At 42.1% G+C, this 25,971-nt stretch carries 14 protein-coding genes; 4 read left to right on the top strand and 10 right to left on the bottom strand.

Annotated elements, in window-relative coordinates:
* Nucleotides 1-176: 176 nt before the first annotated feature.
* The gene (locus WA1_RS38670) at nucleotides 177-2,186 is read left to right on the top strand and encodes a serine/threonine-protein kinase (RefSeq protein ID WP_026135363.1); all 2,010 of its coding nucleotides are present in this window, start codon (nucleotides 177-179) and stop codon (nucleotides 2,184-2,186) included.
* Between the two features lie 78 nt (nucleotides 2,187-2,264).
* Here the strand turns inward: WA1_RS38670 and WA1_RS38675 are convergent, their stop codons facing one another.
* From WA1_RS38675 to WA1_RS38685, 3 genes are all read right to left on the bottom strand, one after another.
* Nucleotides 2,265-5,552 carry a serine protease gene (locus WA1_RS38675; RefSeq protein WP_017749910.1) on the bottom strand — a complete coding sequence of 1,096 codons (3,288 nt, stop codon included), beginning with the start codon at nucleotides 5,550-5,552 and terminating at the stop codon, nucleotides 2,265-2,267.
* Nucleotides 5,553-5,659: 107 nt separating this feature from the next.
* Complete coding sequence (locus WA1_RS38680; RefSeq protein WP_017749911.1) at nucleotides 5,660-6,178, bottom strand: COP23 domain-containing protein; 519 nt, start codon at nucleotides 6,176-6,178, stop codon at nucleotides 5,660-5,662.
* 260 nt (nucleotides 6,179-6,438) lie between these two features.
* Nucleotides 6,439-9,090 (bottom strand): chloride channel protein, encoded by a 2,652-nt coding sequence (locus WA1_RS38685; RefSeq protein WP_026135364.1) that lies wholly within the window; start codon nucleotides 9,088-9,090, stop codon nucleotides 6,439-6,441.
* A gap of 272 nt (nucleotides 9,091-9,362) precedes the next feature.
* Here WA1_RS38685 and WA1_RS38690 point away from each other — a divergent pair, with 272 nt between their 5' ends.
* Complete coding sequence (locus WA1_RS38690; protein ID WP_272819466.1) at nucleotides 9,363-10,280, top strand: MFS transporter; 918 nt, start codon at nucleotides 9,363-9,365, stop codon at nucleotides 10,278-10,280.
* A 103-nt stretch (nucleotides 10,281-10,383) separates the two neighbouring features.
* Here the strand turns inward: WA1_RS38690 and WA1_RS38695 are convergent, their stop codons facing one another.
* From WA1_RS38695 to WA1_RS38705, 3 genes are all read right to left on the bottom strand, one after another.
* The gene (locus WA1_RS38695) at nucleotides 10,384-11,694 is read right to left on the bottom strand and encodes a TldD/PmbA family protein (RefSeq protein ID WP_017749915.1); all 1,311 of its coding nucleotides are present in this window, start codon (nucleotides 11,692-11,694) and stop codon (nucleotides 10,384-10,386) included.
* Between the two features lie 136 nt (nucleotides 11,695-11,830).
* Nucleotides 11,831-12,694, bottom strand: a complete 864-nt coding sequence (locus tag WA1_RS38700; RefSeq protein WP_017749916.1) for a Tab2/Atab2 family RNA-binding protein — start codon at nucleotides 12,692-12,694, stop codon at nucleotides 11,831-11,833.
* 130 nt (nucleotides 12,695-12,824) lie between these two features.
* Nucleotides 12,825-14,669, bottom strand: coding sequence for a sensor histidine kinase (locus WA1_RS38705; RefSeq protein WP_017749917.1), 1,845 nt, complete (start codon nucleotides 14,667-14,669; stop codon nucleotides 12,825-12,827).
* Between the two features lie 585 nt (nucleotides 14,670-15,254).
* Between WA1_RS38705 and WA1_RS38710 the strand changes: the two genes are divergently transcribed.
* Nucleotides 15,255-16,889: an iron uptake porin gene (locus WA1_RS38710; protein WP_026135365.1), complete on the top strand. Its 1,635-nt coding sequence runs from the start codon at nucleotides 15,255-15,257 to the stop codon at nucleotides 16,887-16,889.
* A gap of 32 nt (nucleotides 16,890-16,921) precedes the next feature.
* Here WA1_RS38710 and WA1_RS38715 read toward each other — a convergent pair whose 3' ends face one another.
* Entirely contained in the window at nucleotides 16,922-17,809 is an 888-nt protein-coding gene (locus WA1_RS38715) for a phosphate/phosphite/phosphonate ABC transporter substrate-binding protein (RefSeq protein WP_017749919.1), read from the bottom strand.
* A 50-nt stretch (nucleotides 17,810-17,859) separates the two neighbouring features.
* Nucleotides 17,860-18,750 (bottom strand): phosphate/phosphite/phosphonate ABC transporter substrate-binding protein, encoded by an 891-nt coding sequence (gene phnD / locus WA1_RS38720; RefSeq protein ID WP_017749920.1) that lies wholly within the window; start codon nucleotides 18,748-18,750, stop codon nucleotides 17,860-17,862.
* Between the two features lie 464 nt (nucleotides 18,751-19,214).
* On the opposite strand from phnD, the gene WA1_RS38725 reads away from it, so the two are divergent.
* Nucleotides 19,215-20,816 carry a tetratricopeptide repeat protein gene (locus WA1_RS38725; RefSeq protein WP_017749921.1) on the top strand — a complete coding sequence of 534 codons (1,602 nt, stop codon included), beginning with the start codon at nucleotides 19,215-19,217 and terminating at the stop codon, nucleotides 20,814-20,816.
* Nucleotides 20,817-20,966: 150 nt separating this feature from the next.
* Here WA1_RS38725 and WA1_RS38730 read toward each other — a convergent pair whose 3' ends face one another.
* Together WA1_RS38730 and smc are read right to left on the bottom strand one after the other, a co-directional pair.
* Nucleotides 20,967-21,971: a PRC-barrel domain-containing protein gene (locus WA1_RS38730; RefSeq protein ID WP_017749922.1), complete on the bottom strand. Its 1,005-nt coding sequence runs from the start codon at nucleotides 21,969-21,971 to the stop codon at nucleotides 20,967-20,969.
* 57 nt (nucleotides 21,972-22,028) lie between these two features.
* A complete protein-coding gene (gene smc, locus WA1_RS38735; protein WP_017749923.1) occupies nucleotides 22,029-25,709 on the bottom strand; it encodes a chromosome segregation protein SMC in 3,681 nt (1,226 codons plus the stop codon).
* Between the last annotated feature and the right edge of the window lie 262 nt (nucleotides 25,710-25,971).

The raw sequence follows: 25,971 nt of genomic DNA on the forward strand, positions 1-25,971 counted from the left end.
GTGCTCTTTGCGTCTTTGCGGTTCATTAAATTAAGTATTCTTCTAGCGGTTCGGGAGTAACTTGAAAATGGGGCATTGGGCATTGGGCATAGTTAAGAAATAGCAAAAGATAAATTTGGTAAAGAAAATTTGGCGATGTAATATCATAGATGGCAGCACAGTCACCTTGTTAGATGATGCTCTGCTGCCTAAACCCTGATTGCCCAAATCCTCTCAATCCTGATGGGATACATTATTGCCAGAGTTGCAGCACGCCACTGGTACAACTTCTTCGAGGTCATTATCGCGTTACCAATGTCCTTTCCGATGAAGGCGGATTTGGTAAAACTTATTTAGCGGAAGATGTAGACAAACTCAACGAACTCTGTGTTGTGAAGCAATTGGCCCCAAAAATCCAGGGAACATGGGCTGTTAAGAAGGCGATTGAATCATTTCAACAAGAAGCACAGCGACTTCAAGAACTAGGTAAACATCAGCAAATTCCTACCTTGCTAGCTTACTTTGAGGAGGAGCACTATCTGTATTTGGTACAAGAATTTATTGATGGACAAAATTTGTTGAGGGAGTTGCAACAAAGGGGAGTCTATAGCGAAATCGCCATTCGGAAACTGTTGCTCAATTTGCTCCCCGTTCTTCAGTTTATCCACGAACACGGGGTGATTCATCGGGATATTAAGCCACCAAATATTATGCGGCGAGCGCCCTTTTATCAACCCAACCAGCAGAAAATAAAAAATTTTTCATCCCTCTTAGGAGCGATAGAAGGAGAACTCGTACTGATTGATTTTGGTGCTTCAAAACAACTCAGCGAAACTGTCAAGACAAAACCGGGAACGACGATTGGTACTCGTGGTTACAGCCCTCTAGAACAAATGCAAGATGGAGAAGCCCATCCTGCGAGCGATTTATTTAGTTTAGGTGCTACCTGTTTTCACTTAATGACTGGAGTGGCACCATCTGGTTTGTGGACAGAAAATGGTTATAGTTGGGTGACCTCTTGGCGACAGTACATAAAAAGCCCAATTAGTCATAGTCTAGGTAAGATTATCGATAAACTTTTGAAAAAAGATATTAGAGAACGTTATCAATCAGCCAATGAAGTTTTACAAGATTTATCGGGTCATTTATCGGTTCCGCCATCATCCTCACAATCATCCCTACTGCAAAGAGGTCTTTTACTAGGTACTACCTTGCTATTTTTAGGGTTTGGAGGAATTTGGTATGCGAAAGATTCCCCTCTTCTCAACCCTTTGGCAGAAAATCAGTCTTCCCCACTCAAAACCCTTAACGGTCATTCTAACTTAGTCACTGCTGTCGCTGTCAGTGGCAATTCTCAGAGTGTAATGCTAGCGAGTAGCAGTTTTGATACAACAGTGAAACTGTGGAATTTAGTCACTAAAAAGGAAATCGCCACATTAGAGGCTTATGCTGCTTCAGTTCATTCCGTTGCCATCAGTCCTGATGGTCAGATCGTAGCCAGTGGCAATGGTGACAATACCATCAAGTTATGGAACCCATTAACTAAAAAAGAAATCCGTACCCTCTACGGTCATTCTAGTTCTGTTGAAGTTGTGACCATCAGTCCAGACAATAAAATTCTTGCTAGTGGGAGTTTTGACGGCACTATAAAACTATGGGAACTAGCAACAGGAAAGGAAATTGCAACGCTCAAAGAACATACCAGCTCAGTAAAATCCTTTGCTTTCACTTCCTCCCCGCAGGGATTTGGGCAAACTCTTGCGAGTGGTAGTGAGGATTCTACCATAAAACTATGGAATCTTAAAAACCAACAAGTCATCATAACTCTTAAAGGGCATTCCGAACCCGTTCGATCTGTTGCTATCAGTCCCATCTCTCCCAATCTCGAATTCGGAGGAATTCTTGCTAGTAGCAGCGCTGATGACACCATCAAGCTGTGGAACTTAAGTACTGGAGAAGAAATTTATACCTTTGAAGGTCACGAACATCCAGTAAATTCTGTGGCTTTCACTTCAGATGGCAAAACCCTCGCTAGCGGTAGTAGTGACCACACTATCAAACTATGGGATATAAAAACTAAGAGAGAAATTCGCACTTTTAAGAGTCTTTCTAAAGAAGTCACTTCTGTTGCTTTCAGCCCCGATAACAAAACTCTGATTGCTGGTAGTGCAGATGGAAGTATTAATATTTGGGAAGTAAAATTGTAACCGCAGACGCACGCGGATGGACAGAGATAAAAGACAAGAACATCTGCGTTCGTCTGCATCCATCTGCGGTTAATCATATTAATTTTTTTGCAAAGGACGAGCAAAACCTTGGTCTTTGTAAGCGTCAACTAATTCTGGCTTCAAACGAACCGCTTGGTTGAAATCCTCAATTGCTCCTTTATCATCTTTGCGAGCGGAACGCACAAAAGCACGGCTGATATAGAGTAAAGCATTTTTAGGATGGAGCTGGATTGCCTGGTTGTAATCAGCAAGTGCTCCTTCATAATCCTTCTGAGCATAACGGGCAAAACCTCGGTTATTATAAGCAAGGGCAAAATCTGGCTTATAGCGAATTGCTTCGGTGAAATCAGCGATCGCACGCTCGTAATCTTTCTGCGTTCCGCCTGATTGTTTTGAATTAATGTACAGCCCCGATGAAACAGATGCGATCGCCCCTGGCGCAAGCCGTACCCTGCTTATCGCACCATTTTCATCCCAAGCAACACGCGCCAGTCCCCGGTTGTTGTAGGCTAGAGCAAAGTTTGGTTTGAGACTAAGTGCTTCATTATAGTCTGATATCGCTCCTTTGTAGTCTTTCTGTTCCTGTCGAGCGTTACCGCGCAACATATAATACAGATATCCAAGTTGGGGAAACAGAGCGATCGCCTTACTATAGTCCTCCATTCCCCCTTGGGAATCTTTTAAAATAAACCGAGCATCTCCCCGGTAGCTGTACAACCAAGCATTATCTGGCTGTAAACTCAAAGCTTGATTAAAGTCCTCAAGCATTCCCAGATGGTTTCCGACTCTAGCACGGGCAATTCCCCGCCCAACATAAGCAGGAGTATAGTTTGGTTGCAAGCGTATTGCTTCGGTATAATTTTTGCTAGCTGCCTCAAAATCTTTCTGTGCCGTTCTGACATCACCCAGCTTTTTGTAATAGATATGAGCTGATTCTGGCGCAAAGCCAATCGCTGTAGTGTAATCTTCAATGGCTTCCTTAAAATCTTGGAGATGATAGCGAGCAAGACCCCGTTTACTATAGATAGAGGCAGAGTCAGGTTCAAGGCGCGTAGCTTTGTTAAAATCTTCTATAAATGCCAACCTATTGCCCATTTGAGCATAGACCACTCCTCGCTCCCCATAGGCATAGGCATTGTCAGGGTGAAGACTTATCGCTTTATTTAAATCTGCAAGTGCTCCTTGATAATTTCCTTCTTGAGACTTTGCTACACCTTTTTGTTGATATGCAAAGGGGTTATCGGGCTGAAGGCGCAAAGCTGTGTCGAAATTCTTAATGGCTTCTTGAATATCTCCCATGTTTCTATGGATTTCACCCCGAAGAATATACTGCAACGGTTGGGGATTAATTTTGATAGTTCGATCGCAAGCTTTAATGGCTTGTGCGTAATTTCCTAATTCACCCAAAACGTTACACAGTCCTCGATAAGCCATAAACTCATCTGGCTTGAGTTCAACCACTTTTTCTAGAGCTAGACGTGCTTCTTCGTATCGATTTAAAGCAAAAAGGGTATCCCCCAGTTCGCGCCATGCTGGATCGTATGTGGGATTGTATGAGGTTGCTTGATTAAAAGATACCAATGCTTCTTTATATCTCCGTTGCAAACGTTGCGCTCTTCCCTTTGCATACCAAGCTTGATAAAAGTCTGGCTTGATATGTATTGCTCGCTCAAAAGCAGTAGATGCTTTTTCGTATTTTTGCGATCGCAGTAGTTTGTTACCATAACTGAGCCAATCAAATTCATCCGAGCCGCTTCCTGGTGGTTCTAAATTAAAAGAAGATGTCATCATTTCATCTAATTGTGGAGCGCTCAGTCGCGGTGGTAGAGAAGTCTGTATTTTAAAGCTAATCTGTTGTTTGTCCTGTTGCATTAATGCCAGAAACGTGCGGATGGGTACACCCAAACTGTATCCCAATTGGATTTCTCGTTCTTCACCTGTTTTCTGTTTAATTAAAGTTGGGTCTCCTTCTGCTGCTGTGTGAATGCCAATGACTCGACCCAAGCTGTCCAACACGGGGCTACCGCTCATGCCTTTGCTAGTGGAATTGGTATAAATTAAATCATATCCAAAAGCAAAAGAACGAGCATCCTTGGCGCGTTCGATTCCCCCTCCGTACAACAATCCCACGCTAAACTGACGGTTTGATTGTTCCACAGTCTTTTTTGATACAGGTGTCCCAGAGACAAAAACGACTCTATCTTCATTACCCAAGTCGTAGTCAGCCAGAACACCCACTTGATAAGTGTTATTACTAATAAACTGTAACAGAGCTAGATCTGTCCCTTCCCAGGTTTTCACTGCCTTCATGTCTACAGAGTATTGCTTTTGGTCGTGAGTGACAACTTTTAGTTCGTTCCTACCACGAACCACATGTCCTGCCGTGAGGACGTAGTATTTATTACCTTCTTTTGCAGCAATAACTCCCGCTCCATGGCTATTTTGCCAAGCGATCTGCACTGTAATTTCTTTGGCAAGATTGTCAACTAGACTTGTAGCAGGAGGTATGGGTTTGGTTGTCGCTCTCCTACCTCTTGGCTGATTTTGCAAATGCTTTGGTGTCATCATGGGTGGTTCTAGCCGAGCTAGTGTCTCAATAGGCACTCCCCAACTCGATCTTCTCATGCGATCGCGTAAAGCATCATTGGGCTGAGAGCCATCTTCATATACGTAAGGATCGCCCCATAGGGGTTGAGCGTGGATACCATTGATACCAACAACTCTCCCCGCACTATTGAGCATCGGTCCTCCACTCATACCCTTGTCAATTTCATTGGTATACCCAACTCGGTAACCTCCTTTCAAAGGACGTCGTAAAAGCAGAGAGACGCGTCCCGTCCTGAACACCAACCGTTTTACCTGAGACGAATGACCCTCAACAGGAAAACCAGCAGAAAATACTTCATCTCCTTCTTTCAAAGTCAATGAATTGCCTATAGGAGCTGTGATATAGTTTTTAGTTGAACGAAACCGTAATAAAATTAAATCCAGATGATTGTAATTTACCCCTTTCACCAACTCAGCAGGGTAGCTTTGACCATCGTTGGTATAAATTAGATGAGCTTTTCCCGCATCTACAACGTGCTGACTGGTTAAAACTGTATACAGATCCCCTTCTTTCTGAATCAGAATTCCAGATCCGCCTCTTTCTCCGGAGACAATGCTGATTGTGATAGATTGAGCCAGCTTTTGCAGTTGTCTTGAGGACAACCTGGAAGATTGCTGTATGGCAAAAACTGTAGGGGTAGAAACACTTAAGTAACAATCCTGTACTGGTAACATCAACAATGTACTTATCCAGATGCGGAAAGTCAGAAAACGATGATTTGTTTGCTCGTGTCCCATAACTCTAGCCTCGTCTCTAATAAAAATGTGGGAAAATAGGGTTCTCTTTATGATTCCCCTATCTCCTGGTTGGGAACTACGCAAAAATATTAGGAAACAAAAATACTTTACTCAATATGAGACAGTTGTTCCCGTAAGAGCTGATTCATATCAATATAGATATGGGGAGACACTTCCTCTGATTGTACGATTGGACCACTGGCTGTATATCCCATTTGTCTCAGGTTTTCAATAACTAGGCTGGCATTGTCCTCTGGTCTTAGGGTAAGAAGTAAGTGGCTACAGGTATCGCCATATCGGCTAGCAGCACACAAAACTGTTTGACCATTCATAAATCCAGTCGTGAGATAATTGAGCACGCCATCTTGAGAGGCATGTTGGAACCGAGCGGAAACTAACTCACACCGGGCTTTAGCAGAATATGTATGACTCCAGGTTCTCTTCCAACTAATGAGTGCAATTTTCTTTCCTGTTGCGGTTCGAGCATATGTGGTGGGGACGCCATCCTTATTGGACGCACAAAAGTATGTTGTCGTTTGAGCACGGATAGGTCGAGCCATGGTTACAGTGCTACCGAGTGCGATCGCACTTGCAGCTAGAATCTTGGCAAACATTTTAGCTTTCATAGTGATGCTATGCTTCCTGGGTTTTAAGAAGTGATATTAACTCCGTCACGTACAAAGATCGATCCTGGGCTCAAAGGGGAATCAAAACATATTACTAGAGCATATTATACTGCATTACGATTTTAATATTTCATTCAACAAAAAAAGATAATTGTGATTTTTAATACCTATCTTTCTCTTGAGAACAATACAGATATATAAGTGCAAAACATCTAATTATACCAAGAATTGATTGAAAAATAAAGTATTCAAAAACTTGCTTAATTTGTAAGTGCTCCCCTTACCAAAATGACTGTAATATCCACACCAGAAGCAATTGCTTCTGGAATATTGCCGTTAATAGCATGCTGTAGCATCCCTTCACGAGAAGCACCTAAAATAACAACATCATAATGTTCTTTTTTGACTAAGCTAATAACTCCTTCAGAAACAGACTCAGCTTTCACTGGAGTAGCAATTACGGTACTTGCTAATTTGCGACGGCGGATAAGTTGGCGGATTGCTTCTTCTAAAACGGTCATATCTGGTGCTTCTTCTGATGGCTTAAACACCCGTGTGAGACGAATTTTTGGGTTATTCCCCAATGTGACTAAAGCAGGTAGCAATTTAATTGCAACCCATGCATTAGGACCACCAGCCATTGGGACTAACCAGCGATTGAAGGGAGTAGGGAGTGGGGAGTGGGGAGTGGGGAGTGGGAGTTGATGACCGTTAACTATTGACTCTTGAGTTGTCCCTAACTTTACTACCATAACTTCGCAGGTTGCTTGACGAACTATAGTATCTACAACGTTGCCAAAAATACGACCTGGGGTGGAAGTGTTACCCTTCCACCCCATTAAAATTAGGTCGATATGTCTTTCTTTAATTGTCTCTAGAATTGCATGGGCTATATCGTGGGTAACCCGGATTTGTGTATGTATGGGAATTTTGCGTTTTTTCCCCATAGCCTCTGCTAAGCGCAGGAGACGACGGCTTTTTGTTGTTTTTACAGGTGTTTCGGTGGTAGAACTGTGACGGGAAACCAGCATGACTTGTACGCATTCTATTTCATAATGGCGATCGCAGGCGATGGCTGCTGCCATTTCCAAGAGTGTACCGGCGGTTTCTGGATTGGCAATTGGGACTAATAACCTACCGCTACCAGTACTGGGCGATCGTGTTTGATACACAACATAAGAAGGTTCCAATCGCGGTCCTGACTGCTTATTTTCGGCATTGAGATACTTTGCTTCTGCCCGAATAATGTCAGCACGGGTAATGATACCAATAAGTCTGCGCCCTTCAACAACTGGTAAACGACTAATTTGGTAGCGATCTAGTAAGTACAGTACATTACTGAGGTTATGAGTGGGATTCACCGTCAACGGATCGCCTGTCATAATATCCCTTAAAGGAGAATCCTTTGGCTTGTCGCGCATTTTCAGTAAATCGCTTTGAGTAATAATACCCACTAGTTTGCTGTCTTCCACCACTGGAAAACCTCGATGATGAGAACGGGAGAAAATCTCTGCCACTTCTTCTAGAGTCATTTCTGCCTCAAGAGTTTCTACCCGTTGTTGCATCACGTCTTTTGCTGTCAGTTTTGTTAAGACTTCCTCAATAGGGGCTTGTTTTTGGATATTGATACCATTTAGCTGTAAAAGTCTGTCATACAAAGATCCTGGCAAGATTTTTTCAGCCACTAGGTAAGAAGTCACTGAACCAATCATCAACGGCAGAACTAAATTAAAATCTGTTGTCATCTCAAACACAATCACAATTGCTGTGATTGGTACTTTAGAGACAGCGCTAAAAAATGCTCCCATTCCCGCTAGTGCGTAAGTCGTAGCATCCCCTCTTCCCAAAACGTATGACTGAAAAACACCAATGATGTAGCCCAAACAAGAACCTAGAATTAGACTAGGAGCAAACAATCCTCCAGGCGCGCCCGAACCAAATGCGACTAAAGTTAGGATGAATTGAGCCACAAAAGCCAGCACTGCTATGAGAGGATCGACTCCACCTGTAATCACAAACTCCCGCAATCCAGTATTATTCCGGAAAGGAACGGGTAGCATTGCAACTACCAAACCTGATATCAAACCTGCTAAAGCGACCCTCAAAGGTAAACTGATATGAAGTTTACGGTATACACTGATACTTGCAATTAACCCCCGATTAAACAAACCTGCGAGCAATCCTGCTAAAATTCCCAAAATCAGGTAAAAAGGTATTTCTGGCAGAGAAAAGCTGCTAGAAGATTTAGCTAACTCCAGGCTCAGTTCCAAACTTCGTCCACCCAACAACCGCGAGACGACCCCACCAATAAACGAAGCAATAATAGCCGTTCCTAAAGTCAGTCCTGATAAATCTTGGAGCAATTCCTCTACGATAAACAATACTCCTGCAATGGGAGCATTAAAAGCTGCAGCCAATCCCGCACCAGCACCAGCTGCGATCATTTGTCGTCGATGATCGGGAGAAGTCGGAACCCAGCGACTCATCCCCGCAGCTAACGCCGCCCCAACATGAACGGTAGGACCTTGACGACCGAGGGTTAAACCCGACCCTAAAGCAATGGTTGCACTGACAAGCTTCACAGCAGCAACACGCCACGATAGTGTTACAGGTACGTTAGCAAGCGACGCTTTTACTTGAGGAATACCGCCTCCGGATGCTTCGGGTGCTAACCTTTCTACCAATAACCCAGCAAGATACCCAAAGCTCACACCAATGATGGGTAAAACCAACCAAGCTGGAAGAATATGGGAACTTTGGACTCGCCAAGTCCCCAACCATCCCGATCCCACTTTGAAGAAGACTGCGGATAAAGCTGCAACCAAACCAATCACTGACGCTTCTGCAATTGCTAAACCTCTTCTTGGTTGCCAAAATGCACGGAAGGATTTAGTAAGTAAAGGAGGCGACATAAAAATTTACATACAGGCAGGATTAGGAATATACCCATTTTCTACTACCAAAGTCATTTTCATCAAATTAAGTAGATTGGGGAGTGGGGAGTGGGGAGTGGAGATTGGGATTAAACCGGGCGATTAGAAATCACGGCTATACAAACGCTCGTCCGCCGACGCGGACTAAATCATACGCAAGTGCGTGAAGATTTCTCCTTACAGTTTTTTGGAAGTGGTCAGTAGTTAGGTGGGAAAAAACCGAACTATGTAAATTCGCTAAAACTCTTACAATTGCTTGGCGCTTAGTTCAGGGTGCAGGTGCAGGTGCGGGTATGGTTATGACGCTAGCGATTGTCCGGGATTTATTTGAAGGAGCAGCAGCACGCGCCCAACTATCTTATGTCAACCTCATCATGAGTGTAGCGCCAACGATCGCACCGACAATTGGTGGGTTAGTGATAGCGATCGCAAATTGGCGGGCGATTTATGGAACGCTGGCTGTGGGAGGGTTTTTGCTCTTGCTGTCCGTTGCCTTTGGACTGGGCGAGTCGCTGGCTCACCGCGATCTAAATGCCATCCAGCCATCTCGGCTCATTAAAAATTACGGGCGTATTCTCAGCAATCCCATTTGTCTCGGCTATGCCCTTGTCAATGCCCTGTATTTTGGGTGTATGTTTGCCTACGTAGCGGGATCGCCATTGGTGATGCTCGATGTCTTTGGTGTCTCAACCACAACTTACGGTTGGCTATTTGCATCAACTGCTTTTGGCATTATGGTGGGATCGTTCCTCAACGGACGCTTGAGTATCCGTGGTGTGTCGCCTACAAAGTTGCTAACTATGGGGTTGGTGATTGGTACTGCGTCGGCTGTAGCACTGGTGATTGTTTCGGTGAGTGGTGTCGCACAAGTGACTACACTCATCCCCCTACTCATACTCAATACCTTCTGTCGCGGGATCGTATCACCAAACGCGATACACAGTGCCATCCAGCCAGTGCCAGAAAGTGCTGGAGTCGCCAGTGCTGTAGTTGGATTTCTGCAAATGCTGAGTGGCGCACTCGCAAGTGGACTGGTTGCTTTCCTTTATGATGGGCACACTGCCATCGCTATGTCCAGTGTCATGGCATTGTTTGCGATCGCTTCTTACGCCGCCTATGCCGGACTTGCACGCCCTGCTGAGCGTCGTCTCACCAGGCAGGAAAAATGATTTGTAGTTCTGAGTTAACGTGGGTTTTCAGCCTACCTTCCTTATTTTCAATCATAGCGGAAAACACGGCACTGGTCACTGGTCACTGGTCACTGGTCACTGGTCACTGTTTCCCCGTGATAGAAAGTTCTTCTACTATTAGAGATGGTGTGTAACAAGAACCATTCCAATCGGCATCGCTGCCCAATTTAACGAGTTGTTTGAGAACTGTATAAACGTTGCCAGCGACCATTGTATCCTTGATACGTCCGATCGCTTCACCATCTTGAACAAGGTAGCCTAAATCAACATTAATAGAAAAGTCTCCTGACATCTCAGTATTTCCACCTAGCATTTGATCCACGATCAATCCTCGGTCTAAATGTTGAATCAACTCTTGTAAAGTTCCAGAACCGGGTTGGATGAGAAAATTAAATAAGCCAGGGGTGGGGTAGCTATTTAACCCAGGACGAAAACTATTACCAGTAGATGGAATGCCTAATTGACGCCCAGTTGTGCGATCGCTGTAAAAATGCTGTAGAATACCATTTTCAATAAAGACTAAAGGCTGAGTTGGAGTCCCTTCATCATCAAACGGACAGCTATAGGGTCCTGCTTGGGGGTCTTGATACAGGGTTAAAGTTGGAGAAACCACGAATTTTCCAATGCGTTCTGCCCAGGGGGAAGCTTTTTCCAAGACTCTTTTGCCATTTAAAGCTGCTTGCACGGTACTCCAAAGCATATCTGCTGCTTTAGACGTGAATAGAACTGGAACGCGACCGTTAGGGGATGCTACATTTTCTTTTGCCCACGCCAACCGTTGTAAAATTTGCTGAGCGACTTTTTCAGGCTGTAGGTCATTGCGTTCTGTTTCACCATCAGCAACGCTTAAGAAATCATCACCGCGTACCCATTCTGCTTCTATATAGCAACTGAGAGTTGTATCAGTGTAGTGACAATCTAAACCTCTAGTGTTGATAAGTCTAGTCGTTTCCACATCGCATTCCCAGTCACCAGTACAAATTACATCTGGGTAAACCTCGCGAACGAGTGCGATCGCTTCTTTACCCCATTCTACCAACTTTTCTACAGGCACACTTTTCCCCAAATCTGGGTAGAAAGGCTTGGAGTTCCCATTTAATTCTACTATTTCTTGTTGATTCAATTGACTTAGGGCTAAAGCACGTTCTACCAATGCTTGTGGTTCCACCGGACCGTAAGCTACGGCTAACCCTGGACGCCCGTTTTGCCACAACCGCAATGCTGTACCTTCTGATTGACTGGTTTCTAACTGCTTAAGGCGATTGGCTTCAAAAAACACGGGTCGAGACAGCGAGAGTGATTGATACACTTCGGCTGCTTCTGCTCCAGATTTTACCGAAAGTTCAAGCAATTGCTCTGCTAGTGAATATTGAGGTAATTTTTGAGGCTCCATGTTTTTTGCTAGCTTGCATTAGGCATTGGGCATTGGGCATTGGGCATTGGGCATTGGGCATTGGGCATTGTAGATAAGTTTTACCTATTCTCTATGCCCAATACGCTATGCCCCATTACCTGTTTCCCAAATAAATTTACGGCAGATTGACCTCTTGTAAAAGCCAAAATCCAGCAAAAGATTCTTCTTGCGGATTGGACTGCACTGCTATAAAATGCACTCCGTTGGCTTTCTGCTTTGCTTCTTCAAAACCTTTAGCTTCTGCCAGAGTTTTGGCATTTTTGATATTTGCCAAAATCCAGCTTTCAGTAGCACCAGTTTCTAAGATTAATCTTGCTCCTTGACTGTTATCAAATTTCAACCACGCCAACTCCAAACCAGACATCCAAGCCGCTAGAGGTAATGCTCTGGGTGAGAAAATCAAAATACCGGGAATGCGGGTTTCAGGGGAAACTTGCACGAGATCTAAAGGAAATGCTTCGCTAAAACCAATTTCCCACTCGTGCATCTCAGCAAAATCCGTACCCTGTAAGGTAACAAATGACCACTGCTGTCCTTCTAAAGCGTCTGGTAACCGTTGGGGTAAGGGATTTTCCAAACGCACTGAGGGATTAGTTCCTGCTTGATACCCTGCTTCCTGGGGATAGACGTCTTCCATCCTGTGTTGCAGCCATTGGTTCAGCAGCAAAGTCCGGCGACTTTGTTGTGCGGGAATACCAAGGTCTTTGCAGGCTTTTGTAATCATATTGTTCATTTGGCGACGGAAAAAGCGAATTCTCCTTGGAGAAGCACCTGCTTTCTCAATGGCTTCTTCTACAGCCGTCCGCAACCATACTGAATTGACTTCAGTACTGGGGCAATACTTGGCAAAGCGAAAAACAGAATCTACTTTGGTGCTCGTATCTAACGGGCTTTCGCATACCAAGACTTCCCAAAGTTTTTTTTGATTTTCGTCCACTATTGGACGTGAGTAAAAATCTAGTTCCCAAATACTGCCCATGTTATGCCGTTGAGATTTGGCTACTTTTCTATATTTTCATGATACGAGCAATTGGGGACTGGGGATAGTGACCAGTGACCAGTGACCAGTGACCAGTGACCACTAACAACTAACAACTAACAACTAACAACTACTTAATCGGTAACGTCAGTATAAATTCGGTTCCTTTACCAAGATCTGAAACCACTTCAATGTTGCCCTTGTGCTTTTCAATAATTTTGTAACAAATACTTAATCCTAAACCAGTCCCTTTTCCGACTGGTTTAGTTGTAAAAAACGGATCGAAAAGCTTATTTTTAATTTCAGAAGGAATTCCAGGTCCATTATCCTTTATTACTATTTTTACTTGATTATTATTTAACTTTGATGTCTCGATCGCAATCTGTTTGTTGCTACTTACATTTTCATCTATCAGTGCATCTATCGCGTTACTTAAAATATTCATAAACACTTGATTGAGTTGTGCTGGATAGCACTCAACTAAAGGCAAGTTTCCATATTTTTTTATAATTTCAATCTCCTGCTTAATTCGATGATTGAGAATTAATAATGTATTGTCTATGCCTTCATGAATATCAACTTCTTTCATCTCAGCTTCATCTAGCCGAGAGAAGTTTCGCAAAGATAACACTATTTCTCGAATGCGCTGTGCGCCTATTTTCATGGAAGAAAGCATTTTAAATAAATCATTGCTGAGAAACTCAAATTCAATTTCTTGAATTTTCTCTTCAATAATTTTGTTCTGGTTGGGATATTGCTGCTGATATAAATGTATTAAATCAAGTAAGTCTTGAAAATAACAACTAGCACATTCAATATTGCCATAAATAAAGTTAACAGGGTTATTAATTTCATGGGCAACTCCTGCTACCATTTGACCAAGGGAAGACATTTTTTCTGTTTGAATGAGTTGACCCTGGGTTTCTTGCAGATCTTGCAATGCAAGTTTCAGTTCTTGAGTTCGTTCTTCTACTCGTTGTTCTAAAGTTTGGCGAGAAACTTCTAGTTCATGGGTGTAATCTCCTACCCATTGCACCAATTGATTGAGGGAGGTTGCAAGCGTACCTACTTCATCGGTACTCGTGACAGGGGATCTGAGATCAAAATCTTGTTCTTGAGTAATTTTTCTAGCAACATCAGTTACTGCAAGTAGAGGACGGGCGATTCCCCCACTAGTGTAGAGTGCTAATGCTGCGGCGATGGCAACTGACAGAAGCATGCTTCCAAAGATAGTTTGCAATCGCAGTGCTTGAGCATGACTAAAGCTGGTATTTGCGTGCTGTTTTTGAGTTTTAGCTCGGATTAAAATTCGACTTAACTCTTCTGAAATCAATTCAAAGGTAACATTGATGCGAGCAGCTTCCTTCCCCTTCATAATAACCATAAATTCACTCTGGTTACTTGATGTCTTTTTCATCTCTAATTTATTAGAGTCTATTTTTTCCCAAAAAGACTTTATTAAAGTACTATAAGATTCTGTATTTTTTTGATATTTTTGTAAAATATTTGTTAAATATTCATATTCTACTGCTAAATGATTGGGATTTTTTTTGATAAAAAACTCAAGTTCCGATAAAAATATCTTAACTTGCTCCACATGAGCTAAAAATTTATTTTTTTCAAATTCTAACCAAACAGAATCTTCTATAACTGTTACTAAGCGCTGAGGATGTAATCGTGTTGTCATCACTGCATTTTCTAAATTTCTTAACATATCCTCTTGCTGATAAGCTAGCTCTAACTGTATCTGAGCTTGTTTTTCGTAGTAATCAGCGATGACTAGCCCGCTCGTTGTGCCTAAAATAGCAAGACCAATTGACACAGAATATCCGTAACCAATTTTTTTAGCAATACTTAGACTATTAATGAAGTAATTGATTTTTATTTTACCAAAGAAAGATTTTAAGCCTAACTGTTTCTCTTTAGCTTTGCTTTCTAGGTTTTCCGAAGCAGAACTAGAACTGCGAAATAGCATTTTTTTAACTCTTGCTAAATAAGCAATCAAGAGAGTTACAAGAAGTATTAATGATGTTTTTACCTACACATAAGACCAAAACCCTGCTTTTTAAAATTCAGAATTTTGCTGTATATGTAGGAATCCAGTTTGATTTTTAAAATCTCAGTAGGCAGGCGCTCTCACCTCTTACCTCTGTGTACTCTGCGTCTCGGCGGTTAAATAAATTATTTTTAAACCGCAGAGGGCGCAGAGGAAAAAGATGAGGAATTGCCGCCTGAATCAAAATTTTATGAGCCGCCTTGACAGGGCTAGCATTGCTCACCCTACATGACTTAAAATTTTTCATGAATAATTTAGGATCTTATATATTATTCATGTTATTTGGTAATTCCATATTAAGACAGCAGTAAGATTACGGAATTTCCTAAAAAAGAGTGTTTTCATCTATTAGTCTTAATTTCTTGAAATTCAATTCATAAAATCTTTTCTTTTGTACGTAAGTAGTTGAAAGCAGATGTCAAAAATATAAGTAGATATTCGGTTTGCATTGTAACAGTTAATTCCTAAATTATATATCTATTCTTTTGGATTACGTGTGAGCAAGTGATATCAAGAATTTGGCTAAATTCTTTGCTGCTCAGCCCCACTGTTACGATCGCAACCTTGGTTGTCTCACTTTCAACAGTTACAGCTGAAGTATCAGTCCCCAAGCAAAATCGACCATATAGCATAGCGGACTTTTCTCAAAACAATCAACTGCAAGTCACCTCCGTTTCTCAGTTATCTGACGTGCAAGCTACAGATTGGGCTTTTGTTGCACTACAATCTCTAATAGAACGGTATGGTTGTATTGCTGGCTATCCTAACGGTACTTATCGCGGTAACCGGGTAATAACACGATACGAATTTGCGGCAGGGTTAAATGCTTGTTTAGATCGGGTCAATGAACTTGTTACGACTACAAGCGCCGATCTAGTCACTAAAGAAGATTTAGCCACACTTCAAAAGCTGCAAGAAGAGTTTGTCGCAGAACTTGCTCAGCTGGGCGATGCTGCAAAGCAGCCGCTTCGCGAACGCATAAATGTGTTAGAATCTAGCACGGATGAAGCTCAAAAGAATCAGTTTTCAACCACCACAAAACTCACTGGTGAAGCTATCTTTGCTGTGAGTGGTGTTTTTGGTAATGATGCAGCCGATAGAGACAGCAATTCAAATAACAACTCAGATTTGCAAAATAATATTATATTTAGCGACCGCCTGCGACTCAATTTTGATACTAGTTTTATTGGCAAAGACCTTTTAAGAGTCCGCTTACAAGCCAGAAATGGGACTGAGTTTCAAGGTAGTGTCACAGGTACTAGAATGACTCGTTTGGGATTTGATGGAGATGAGGATAACAAAGTCGGGCTAGATGATTTGTACTATTACTTTCCCATAGGTAATAAAGTTAAAGTTACCCTTGTTGCTGTTGAAGGTAAATTGAATGATTTTGTTGAAACCTTCAATCCCTTAGAAAGTTCTGGGAACGGTGGGATTTCTCGTTTTGGACGGTTTAACCCTATTTATCGAGCTTCTGATGGTGCAGGGTTAGGTATTAACTACGAGTTCAGCAAGTCTACTAACCTCTCTTTAGCCTATCTCGCTAGTGATGCCAAAGATTCTGCTGATAAAAATGGACTTTTTAATGGTAACTATGGTGCTTTGGCACAATTCTCCTTTAAGCCAATCAAAAATTTAGATATAGGATTAACTTACGTTCACTCTTACTATGCAGGAGGTGGTAATAGTGGTGTCAACCTTACAGGTAACACGGGTAGCGCTAATGCTAGGAGACCCTTTGGTAACGTCGCAACGTCAGCAGATTCTTTTGGCTTACAAACAAGCATACGTATAAACCCTAAATTTACTGTCTCTGGTTGGGTAGGCTACTCATTTGTAGAGTCAGAAGTGAGTAGCGATCGCGCAGATATTTTGAACTATGCTGTAACTTTAGCTTTACGAGACTTGGGAGGAAAAGGCAATCTTGCTGGTCTTGTTTTTGGTATACCACCAAAAGTTGTAGAAAGCAGCCAGGTATCAGATCCAGGGACTTCTTTGCACATAGAAGGTTTTTATCGGTTACAAGTTACAGATAAAATCTCCATTACCCCTGGCTTATTTGTGATTACGAATCCAGAACATAACAACAACAATGATAGTATTTTTGTGGGAGTTATTCGGACAACTTTCAAGTTTTAACAGCCCACTCCCCACTCCCTACTCCCTACTCCCTAAAAAAATGTACCTTGTCCGATCGCTCGATAAACTTCACGAATCATATTATAATCAGCATCATTAACAGGAACCAGTTGGGATTGTTTGTATTTTTTGTTTTTGCGTCCAAGTCTCAGAGCGTGAATAAGTTTTTCTTGACTCTTTAATATGCGCGATCTAATCTGCTCCACAACAGCAGGCTCAAATTTGCTATTGAGAATAAAAACATCGTTGGGTAAGAGCGGGCTTTGCGCTACAATTGAAAACTCACTCTCTGCTTTTTTTTCTACAACTTCTCGCTCGTATGTATTGTTTGACAGTGCTGATGCATGAACTTCACCTTTTTTTAAACTCATCAAGCGCTCTTTTTCTCCCAAGTTAAAAATTTCAACATCAGACTTAGGATTTAATCCAGCATCTATCAGCATCTTCAAAGGACTAATATGGCTACCTGCTGCTCCTAAATCCCCCAAAGCAATTTTTTTTCCTTTTAACTGTGCTAGTGACTTAATGCCACTTTTGCGAGAAACAATGATGAGTGAGTGATAATTTGGACGCGTAATAGCAGTCAGAGGAATAGCTTTAGTTCTTGCACGTATAATCACATACTCAGATGGACCAACTAAAACAAGATCGACCCGATCCAACTGTAAAGCAGTTGCAGCAGCAACGTAATTTTCAACTGGAACAAACTCTACCGTTGTTTCTAATACCTGTTCGAGTGCTGTTTTAAAATCACCAAAACTCTGCTGTATTTCTTCTAATTTTTTGTCGTCTGTCACTGTAAATCTTAGCTTTTTAGGCAAAGTTACGGGAGATATTTGAGAAGAATTATTATAAGTATTGACTGTCGTACAACCAACAAGAAATAGTAAAAAATTGTCAATAAAATTTCGTCTTTTCATTAAAACATTACTAATAACAACTAACAATTAACAACTAACAACTAACCGACTTAATTAATAAACTCACCTTCCCCTATTGCTTTATAAACTTCACGAATCATATTGTAATCAGCATCAACAGCCGTCATCATTTTTGAGCCTTGAAACTGCTCGTTAGCTGGGGATACCAAGATAGATTGAAGTAATTTATCTTGATATTTGAGCATCAAATTTCCTATGTGTTCCCTGAAAGCTGGATCGATATGGTTACTGACAACAAACACATCGCTAGGCAAATGCGGTCCACTCGCTATCACTGGAAATTCTGTTTCAGATAAACCTGCGTCTCTCAAAGCTTTTTCGTATCCTGAAAAAGAGCGTGCTAAAGCATCAACTTCTCCTTTTTTCAAAGCTTCCATTCCCTTGTCTCCTAGAAAGAGAATTTTAACATCAGATTTTGGATCTAACCCAGCATCAAGAAGAAGCTTTGTAGGATAAATATGCCCAGCAGTTCCAGCCTTTGCTCGCATAGCAATTTTTTTGCCTTTTAATTGAGATATTGATTTGATACCACTGTCAGCACGAACAGCAATGACTGAGTGGTATTTTGGTCTTGTAATGGCAACTATAGGAACTGCTTTTGCTCTAGCATTTAAAATGACATATTCTGATGGACCGGCAAGCACTATATCCACTTGACCTAACTGTAAAGCAGGTGCTGCTGCTATGAAACTTTCTACAGGAAAAAATTCAATTTTTATATTTAATATCTCCTCTAATACAGTCCGAAAGGCTCCATAATCTTGCTGTAGTTCTTTAAAACCTTTAACATCTGTTACCGTAAATCTTAGTTTTGTAGGTAAATTTACAACTGATTTCTTAGAAATATCATTCAGATTATTGGCCACCGTACAACCACTACTAAAAAGGAGAGAATACCAAAGAAATTTACGTCTTTTCATATATTAAAAATCTGTTTTGTACGGAGTTATAAAATTATTTTTAACTCATAATTAATGATATAATCGTCACATAATAATGTGCTTTACTCAAAAAAAATACAGTAAGATCACTGATATTGTTAGAGCAATCCTAATTGAATTCTGAGAAAATGCGTAGTAAACTTGTATAAGATTTAATTCATAATTCAACTCTAGTGATTGGAAATCGCGGCTATAGAGATCAACCCTGCGGAGGTAGGTTGTTTGAATAAAGTCCACGCAGGTGGACTTTGTTTGTATAGTCGTAAATTATATTCGCAGGATCGGTTAAATTGAATACAGTAAAGACAATCGCTCATGGGCGAACGCGCTCACAACGAGGGAATAAAAATGTCTTATCCCCTACTCCCTATCGTCAAGACGGTTTACACCAATTTGTTATTTATGTAAAATAACTCGTTAATTAAGGATTCGCAAAACAATAAATGGACTGGATTATCCTACTGCGATCGCTGCAGTCAGATTTTATCAAAAGATTCACATCTGGTCGTTTGCTGCATTGTGAAACAGAAGGTCAACATAGCGAATTGACAGTTATTTCTGGCGAGAGATTAAAGGCACTGCGAGAGTTTTGCTGGCAAATGGCTGAGAAATACAAACGTACTTCTCCGGTTCGTGATGTTTTTATCAGCAATCTCAAAGGAAAGTTAGGTGAAGAACTTGTTAAAGAACGTTTGGCAGATTTTATTACAGAAGTTGATTATGACAAACGCTTTGGTGGCGATGGCAAAGTGGATTTTACACTGACTTTTGACTCCTCGGTTGGCATTGCAGTCAAATCTCGTCATGGCAGTCTTGACAAAGCTAGATGGTCTATTAGTATAGAAGAAGTGCAAAAAAATGCAGTTGTTGTTTGCATTTTGATTCAAGAAGAGGTGAATGAAGCACAACCAGAATATCATCTCTTGTTAGCTGGCTTTCTTCCGACCCAAATGATTAAGCTTAGGACAGGCAAAGTTACATTTGGGATGGAACAATTAATGTACGGGGGTGGATTGCGTTGCTATTTAGAACAGTTACAAACTTTTACAGATGATAACTTTCCCCGACAACAAGCTCCTATTTACAGAGATCTTCCTAAACGAGAAATTCCAGAGGTGCAACCCAAACCTCAGTTGATTAAGCCCAACTTCTATCGTGAAGAAAATAGCTATTCTCCCTCCCGGAATGAAGAATTAGGTCAGCTTTATATAAAACTGGGTGATGAATACTTTGAAAAAGGAAAGTATAGTGATGCGATCGCAGCTTACAATGAAGTTTTGCAACTCAATCCTAAAGATGTCATTATTTATTACAAACGCGGTTTAGCCCGCTATCATTTGGGAGATTATGAAGGTGCGATCGCTGATTACTCTCAAGCTATTAGAATAAATCCTTATTACGGTAAAGTTTATATCAGAAGCGGTTTAGCTCGGTATCACTTGGGAGACTATGAAGGTGCGATCGCTGATTACTCTCAAGCTATTAGGATAAATCCCAATGACGCCTTTGCTTACAAAAACCGTGCTGATGTGCGTTCTCATATAGGCGATCGTCAAGGCGCATTAGAAGATTATACTCAAGCAATGAAAATGAATCCAAGCTTGCTAAAAGATAAGCAAGGATTTTCCCAAGTTGTTGAAGTTCAGCCCACCGATGCAGACAGTTATAAAAAGCGGGGTCACTCTCGTCACGATCTGGGGGATTATAAAGGAGCGATTGAGGATTACACTCAAGCAATTAAGAAAAATCCTCAAGATATTAAGATTCTTTACCACCGTGCTAATGCTCGTTACGATCTAGCAGATTACGAAGAAGCTATTAAGGATTACACTAAAGTTATTCACAATAATTCTCATGATGCTGATGCTTATTTCAACCGAGGTCATGCTCATTTGAATTTGGGAAATAAGCAAGAAGCCCTAGAAGATTTTCAGAGAGCCGCAGATTTTTATCGCAAAGAAGGTAAACTAGAAGAGCACAAAAATGCACGGGAAAGAGTTCTCGATCTAGAAATAGAAGACTCATTAGATATTTTAAATTTTTAGCCCAGTCTCATAGAATTCGCGGCTATACAGACAAAACCCACCTACGTGGGTTTTTTTATCTTATATAGTCCGCGTAGGCGGACTTCGTTTGTGTAGTAGCGAATTCCATTCGCCCACTACCTTTGAAAGATAGCTACAACGCTAAATCAATTAATACCCGCCTTCTTCTTCGTACTCTGGCTGTCTTTCCTTAACCTTCTTAGGAATATTCACGGGTTTTGGTGGTTCGTCATCAGCCCAAGCATCGCGATCTAAATCGTCGTCATAATCGTCATACTCAGTGCTGTATGGCTTGGGGTTTTTGGGCTTTGATTCGTACTTTGCTTGTGCCTTGTACTTATCTTGACCCGTTGCTTCACTCCAATTATCTTCTTCCTCTTCTTCTTCGTACTGAACGGATTCGTACTGCCGTGCTTCCATCACCCGACGCTGAGGACGTTCTTCTTCATAATAATCCTCATCCCATTGCTCCTCCATGACAGGTTCGGGTGCGCGGGTAATTTTTGGCTTTGGTTGCTCTAATGGAACGCCTGGTGGTAATTGATTGCTTGGTGCTATGGTGCGGGAAGCATAGCCTGTACCATATTCTTCCGCTTCTTCACGGTCCCAAGGTGCTCTCCCAATACCCAAACGCTCTAACAAACCAACTGTCAGCTGGGTGACTCGTTCTTCTGCGCCTTCAAATACAATCAGTCGATTTGGTCCCGTGCTGACAATTTCGTCTACCGAAATCTCGTAAGTGCTCAGAAATTGGTCGGGGATTTGCGGTAGCCCTAAAGACGCAATTGTGATGGCGTAAATCTTTCCTGTTTCCCCGTTGAACTTGAAGCCCCGGACTTTACCCAACACGTCTCCTGTTTCTGTGATGACTTCCCAGGTGACTATGTTGCTGTAAGATTCGACTTCAATATCCTCTATGACATCTTCATTATCAACCAAGATGACATCGCCAATCTGGTTGATGTTATTAAGATACATATAACGTGGCACGCCAGAAATAGAGATCAGGCTGTCTCGCAAGCTTAGAGCCACAACCTCTCGCTGATCGACATCAACCCAAACTTGGCTGATAATGCCAAGCCGTTTGCCGTTATCGCGGGTGATTACCTGGGTGTTTAAAATATCGGAACGTCTAATAATTTGTTCAGAGGTCATTATATACCGAGTCCTGATCTCGAATCCGGTTGTCTATACACTATTATTATCAAAAACTCAAGCATTTGTATGGTTGGATTGTAACTTGATACCCAAAACTTGGGTGTACGCTCCTCTAGCTTGAGTCACGCCGATTGTACGTTCGGCTGATTCTATCATCGGTCGGCGCAAACTGACAACAATAAATTGTGCTTGTTGTGCCTGTTGCTTAATCATTTTAGCTAATCGTTCTACGTTTGCCCCATCTAAAAACATATCAACTTCATCAAAAGCGTAAAATGGTGATGGACGGTAGCGTTGGAGCGCAAAAATAAAGCTTAAAGCTGTCAGGGATTTTTCCCCTCCGGACATAGAAGCCAGTCGCTGTACTGGTTTGCCTTTGGGGTGTGCAACTAGGTTCAATCCACTGTTAAATGGGTCTTCTGGATTGTCGAGTTGCAAGTGACCGTCGCCTTCGGAAAGGGTAGCGAAGATGGATTGAAAATTTTCATTCACCGCATCGAAAGCTTCTTTGAATGCGCGTTGGCGTAAGGTGGTAAAGTTTTCAATTCGCAACAAAAGTTCGGTGCGTTCTCCTTCTAAAGTCTGGAGTTTTTCGCTGAGTCCTTCTAAGCGCTTTTGGGTACGCTCGTACTGTTCCAACGCTAGCATATTGACGGGTTCCATTCCCTGTAGGCGTTTGGCTAGCGATCGCAATTCTTTTTGCAGGTCTTCTAAATCTACTTTATCTGGAACTTCTGGCAATGGGCTGGGTAATTCTGCTCCTACTGTACGCAATTGCTCTTGCAATGTCGCAAACTCAGATCGCCTTGTTTGTTGGGTTTCTTGCAGCTTTTGCTGTTCCCATTCCAACTGTTGCTCTCTGGTAACTTGCGATCGCAATTCTTGTTCTGTGCGATCGCGTTGTTGTTTTTCTTCTCCTAAATTCTGTTCCATTTCACTCAAATTTGCCCGAATTTCTGCAATTTGAGTGTTGATTTCTCTGACTTGTGTAGATACGCGCTGTAGAGCTTCTGTTGATGATGTTTGTTGCTCTTGATATTCTTGGATGCGGTTTGAGCTTTCTTGAATTTTCTCTTGCAAACGCTGCTGCTGGTTTTCTAAATTTTTCAGTCTTTGCTCGGATTCTCGTAAGGCTCCTTCCCTTTGTTGTAATTGTTGCTCTTGAATTTTGATAGTCGCTTGAATTTGTTGCCATTCTTGAGGAGTTTGGGACTGTTCTAACTCTGTCAAAGCTTGTCTTAACTGTTGCAATTGTTGCTCTTGTCCTGGTAATTCCCGATCTAAGACTTCCAAGCGAGATTGAGCCTGTGCTAACTTTTCCTGGTTTTGAGTTAATTGCGATCGCGTTCCTTCTAACTGCGCTGTCAAACTCTTAATGTCTTTCTGTAGCTGTTCCAACTGTAACTGCTGTTCTCGCCGCGACTGTCTGGCTTCGGTGAGTTCTTGTGTCAGTTGTTTTGTTCTGACTGACAGAGAACTTATTGCTTCACCACAACGCTCTAAAACCTTTTCAATATCCGATAATCGACTCTTCAAACTGGCAACTTCCTCAGATTCCGTTGCTTCCACCGTACCAAACCGCAACGCCGAACGCTGAGTTGTACTACCACCAGTCATGGCTCCACTGGTTTCTAACAATTCTCCATCTAACGTTACTATTCTATACAATCCCAAGTGCTGACGTGCTTGATGTAAACTTTCAAACACCACCGTATTGCCAAAAACGTAAGCAAACACATCTTTGTAACGGCGATCGCATTCAATCAAGTTAACAGCATAATTGACAAAGCCGTTAGCATAACGCAAGGTGAAATCTTGCGTCAATTTTGGAGCTTGAATTTTCGTCAGTGGGAGAAAAGTTGCCCTACCAGCACGTTTTTGCTTGAGCAATTCAATTCCAGCTGATGCTATGCTGTCATCTTCCACAACTATATGCCCCAAACGCGCACCTGCAGAAATTTCCAAAGCCAAATGATAGCGGGGTTCCACGCGTCCCAACTGTACAACCATTCCGCAGACTCCAGGCATACCCGATTGCAAAATGACTTTGCTGGCTTGGGTTCCTTGGACTTCTTGCTGGGCTGCTTGTTGTGCTTCTAGCTTATCCAAGGAGCGTTGTTTATCCCTCTGTTCTTGCAAGAGACGCTTTTGGGTATCTTGTTGGATTTGCAGTTCTTGTTCTGTAGCTTTTAAAGTTTCGGCGAGTTGTTCAACCTGTGGTAGAGAAGCGCTATGGCTAGTCCCGACATCAACGAATTGCGCTTGTTTTTCTGCTAGCTGGGGTTCTAAAGTTTGAATCAGTTCCGTTTGTTCTTGGATCAGCTGCTGTAATTGGTTATTGCGCTCTCTTAACTGGGCTTGTTCCGTGCGTTGGGGATCGACGGTTTGCTGTACGGCTTCTACTTGACGGTTGAGGGTTGTTTGTTGCTGTACCCAAGCTTCTGAGGCGGAAGCAATTTCTGCGGCTATCTCACGAGATTTTTCTAATTCTTGTTGTGCTTCATCTCGTTGGATTTGTCTTGATGAGATGTACTGGGTTTGTTCAATCTCATTTTGTGCGAGTTGTTCTAAGGTTTGCTGGTGCTGTTGAATTTCCTGCTGTGTTTGTTGCTGGCGTTTGATGGTTTCTTGGATTGCTGTTTCTAGTTCCGTTTGTTGACGTTGAAGTTGCTTGCGTTCTGCTTCTTGGGTGGCTAGAGTGGATTGTACTGCTAAAAGTTGCTCTTCTCCCAATGCTTTGACATGGGCGTTGAGTTGTTCGAGTACGTTGGTTTTTTGGGCGATTTCTGATTTTAGGGTTGCAAGTTGGTTGGTGAGTTCGCTCTTTGTGCGATCGCCTTCAGCGATTTGTGTCGCTAACTTTTCTTGCTGGGCTTGTAGGGAACGCCATGATAAAACGGTTTCCCATAGTTGTTTTTCTTGATACTCAGTACGAAGTTTTTGGTATTTTTCTGCTTTAGCACGATCTTGGGAGAGGCGATCGCGTTGTGCGGTTAACTCTGTCTCCACAATGCGACAGCTATCTTCCTTTTCTTTAACTTCATCTAAAGTTCCTTTGGCTTGGATAATTTTACGGTCAAATGCTGCTACTCCTGCTAGTTCATCAATAATTTCCCGTCTCTCGCGAGAGTTCATGGAAATAATGCTGGTGACATCCCCTTGGAGTACGACATTGTAACCTTCAGGGTGAATCCGCAGTTTCTCTAGTTCTTCGTGTAGTTCTGTGAGGGTGCAGGAAACACCGTTGATGTAATAATTTGAGGTGTAGGTTCCTTGGCTTGTGACTCTCAGCCTTCTGGTGACGCTCCATTCCACACCAGATTTTGCTTGAATTTTAGTTTTACGATATTTTTCCTCTTCGCTTTCTTCCTGGCGATCAGTTTCCTCAGAAGTTGTTAAATCTGTAACATCGGGTTCTTCATCTATTACCACATCTGGGACTTGGTGTACGTCATCCACAACTAAGTCTGACAAATCAAATGTCACCGTAACGCTAGCTTCAATGCTGGCTTTTCCCTTTGCAGTTTGATTATTGTTGACCAAATCGGGTAGGCGATCGGCTCGCATTCCTTTTGAACTGGCTAGCCCAAGGCAAAAAAGCAGGGCGTCGAGAATATTGGATTTCCCGGAACCGTTGGGTCCAGAAATGACAGTAAACTCTGACAGCAAGGGGACAGAGGTTGTACCGCCGAAGGATTTGAAGTTTGTGAGTTCTACCCGTTTTATATGCACCATAGGTGGTTGCTAACTGGGGGAATGAAGTTCAAGTGTACCAACAAAGTTCTCAATAGGTTAGGGAGTTTGGATGATGGAACCGCAGAGGCGCAGAGGACGCTGAGAATGAGAGGAGTTTAAGGTTAGTTTATCAAGAGAATTGTGAGACGGGGAAAAGCTGCTCCAAGATCCCTAACTTTTTGTACGGAGATAGTTTGCTGAGAATTTCAACTTCTACAATGCAGTGTAGACACGGTGTTCAAGATTGTAAAGAAAGATAGGT

This window comes from Scytonema hofmannii PCC 7110 (genome assembly GCF_000346485.2).
Taxonomy (GTDB): domain Bacteria; phylum Cyanobacteriota; class Cyanobacteriia; order Cyanobacteriales; family Nostocaceae; genus Scytonema; species Scytonema hofmannii.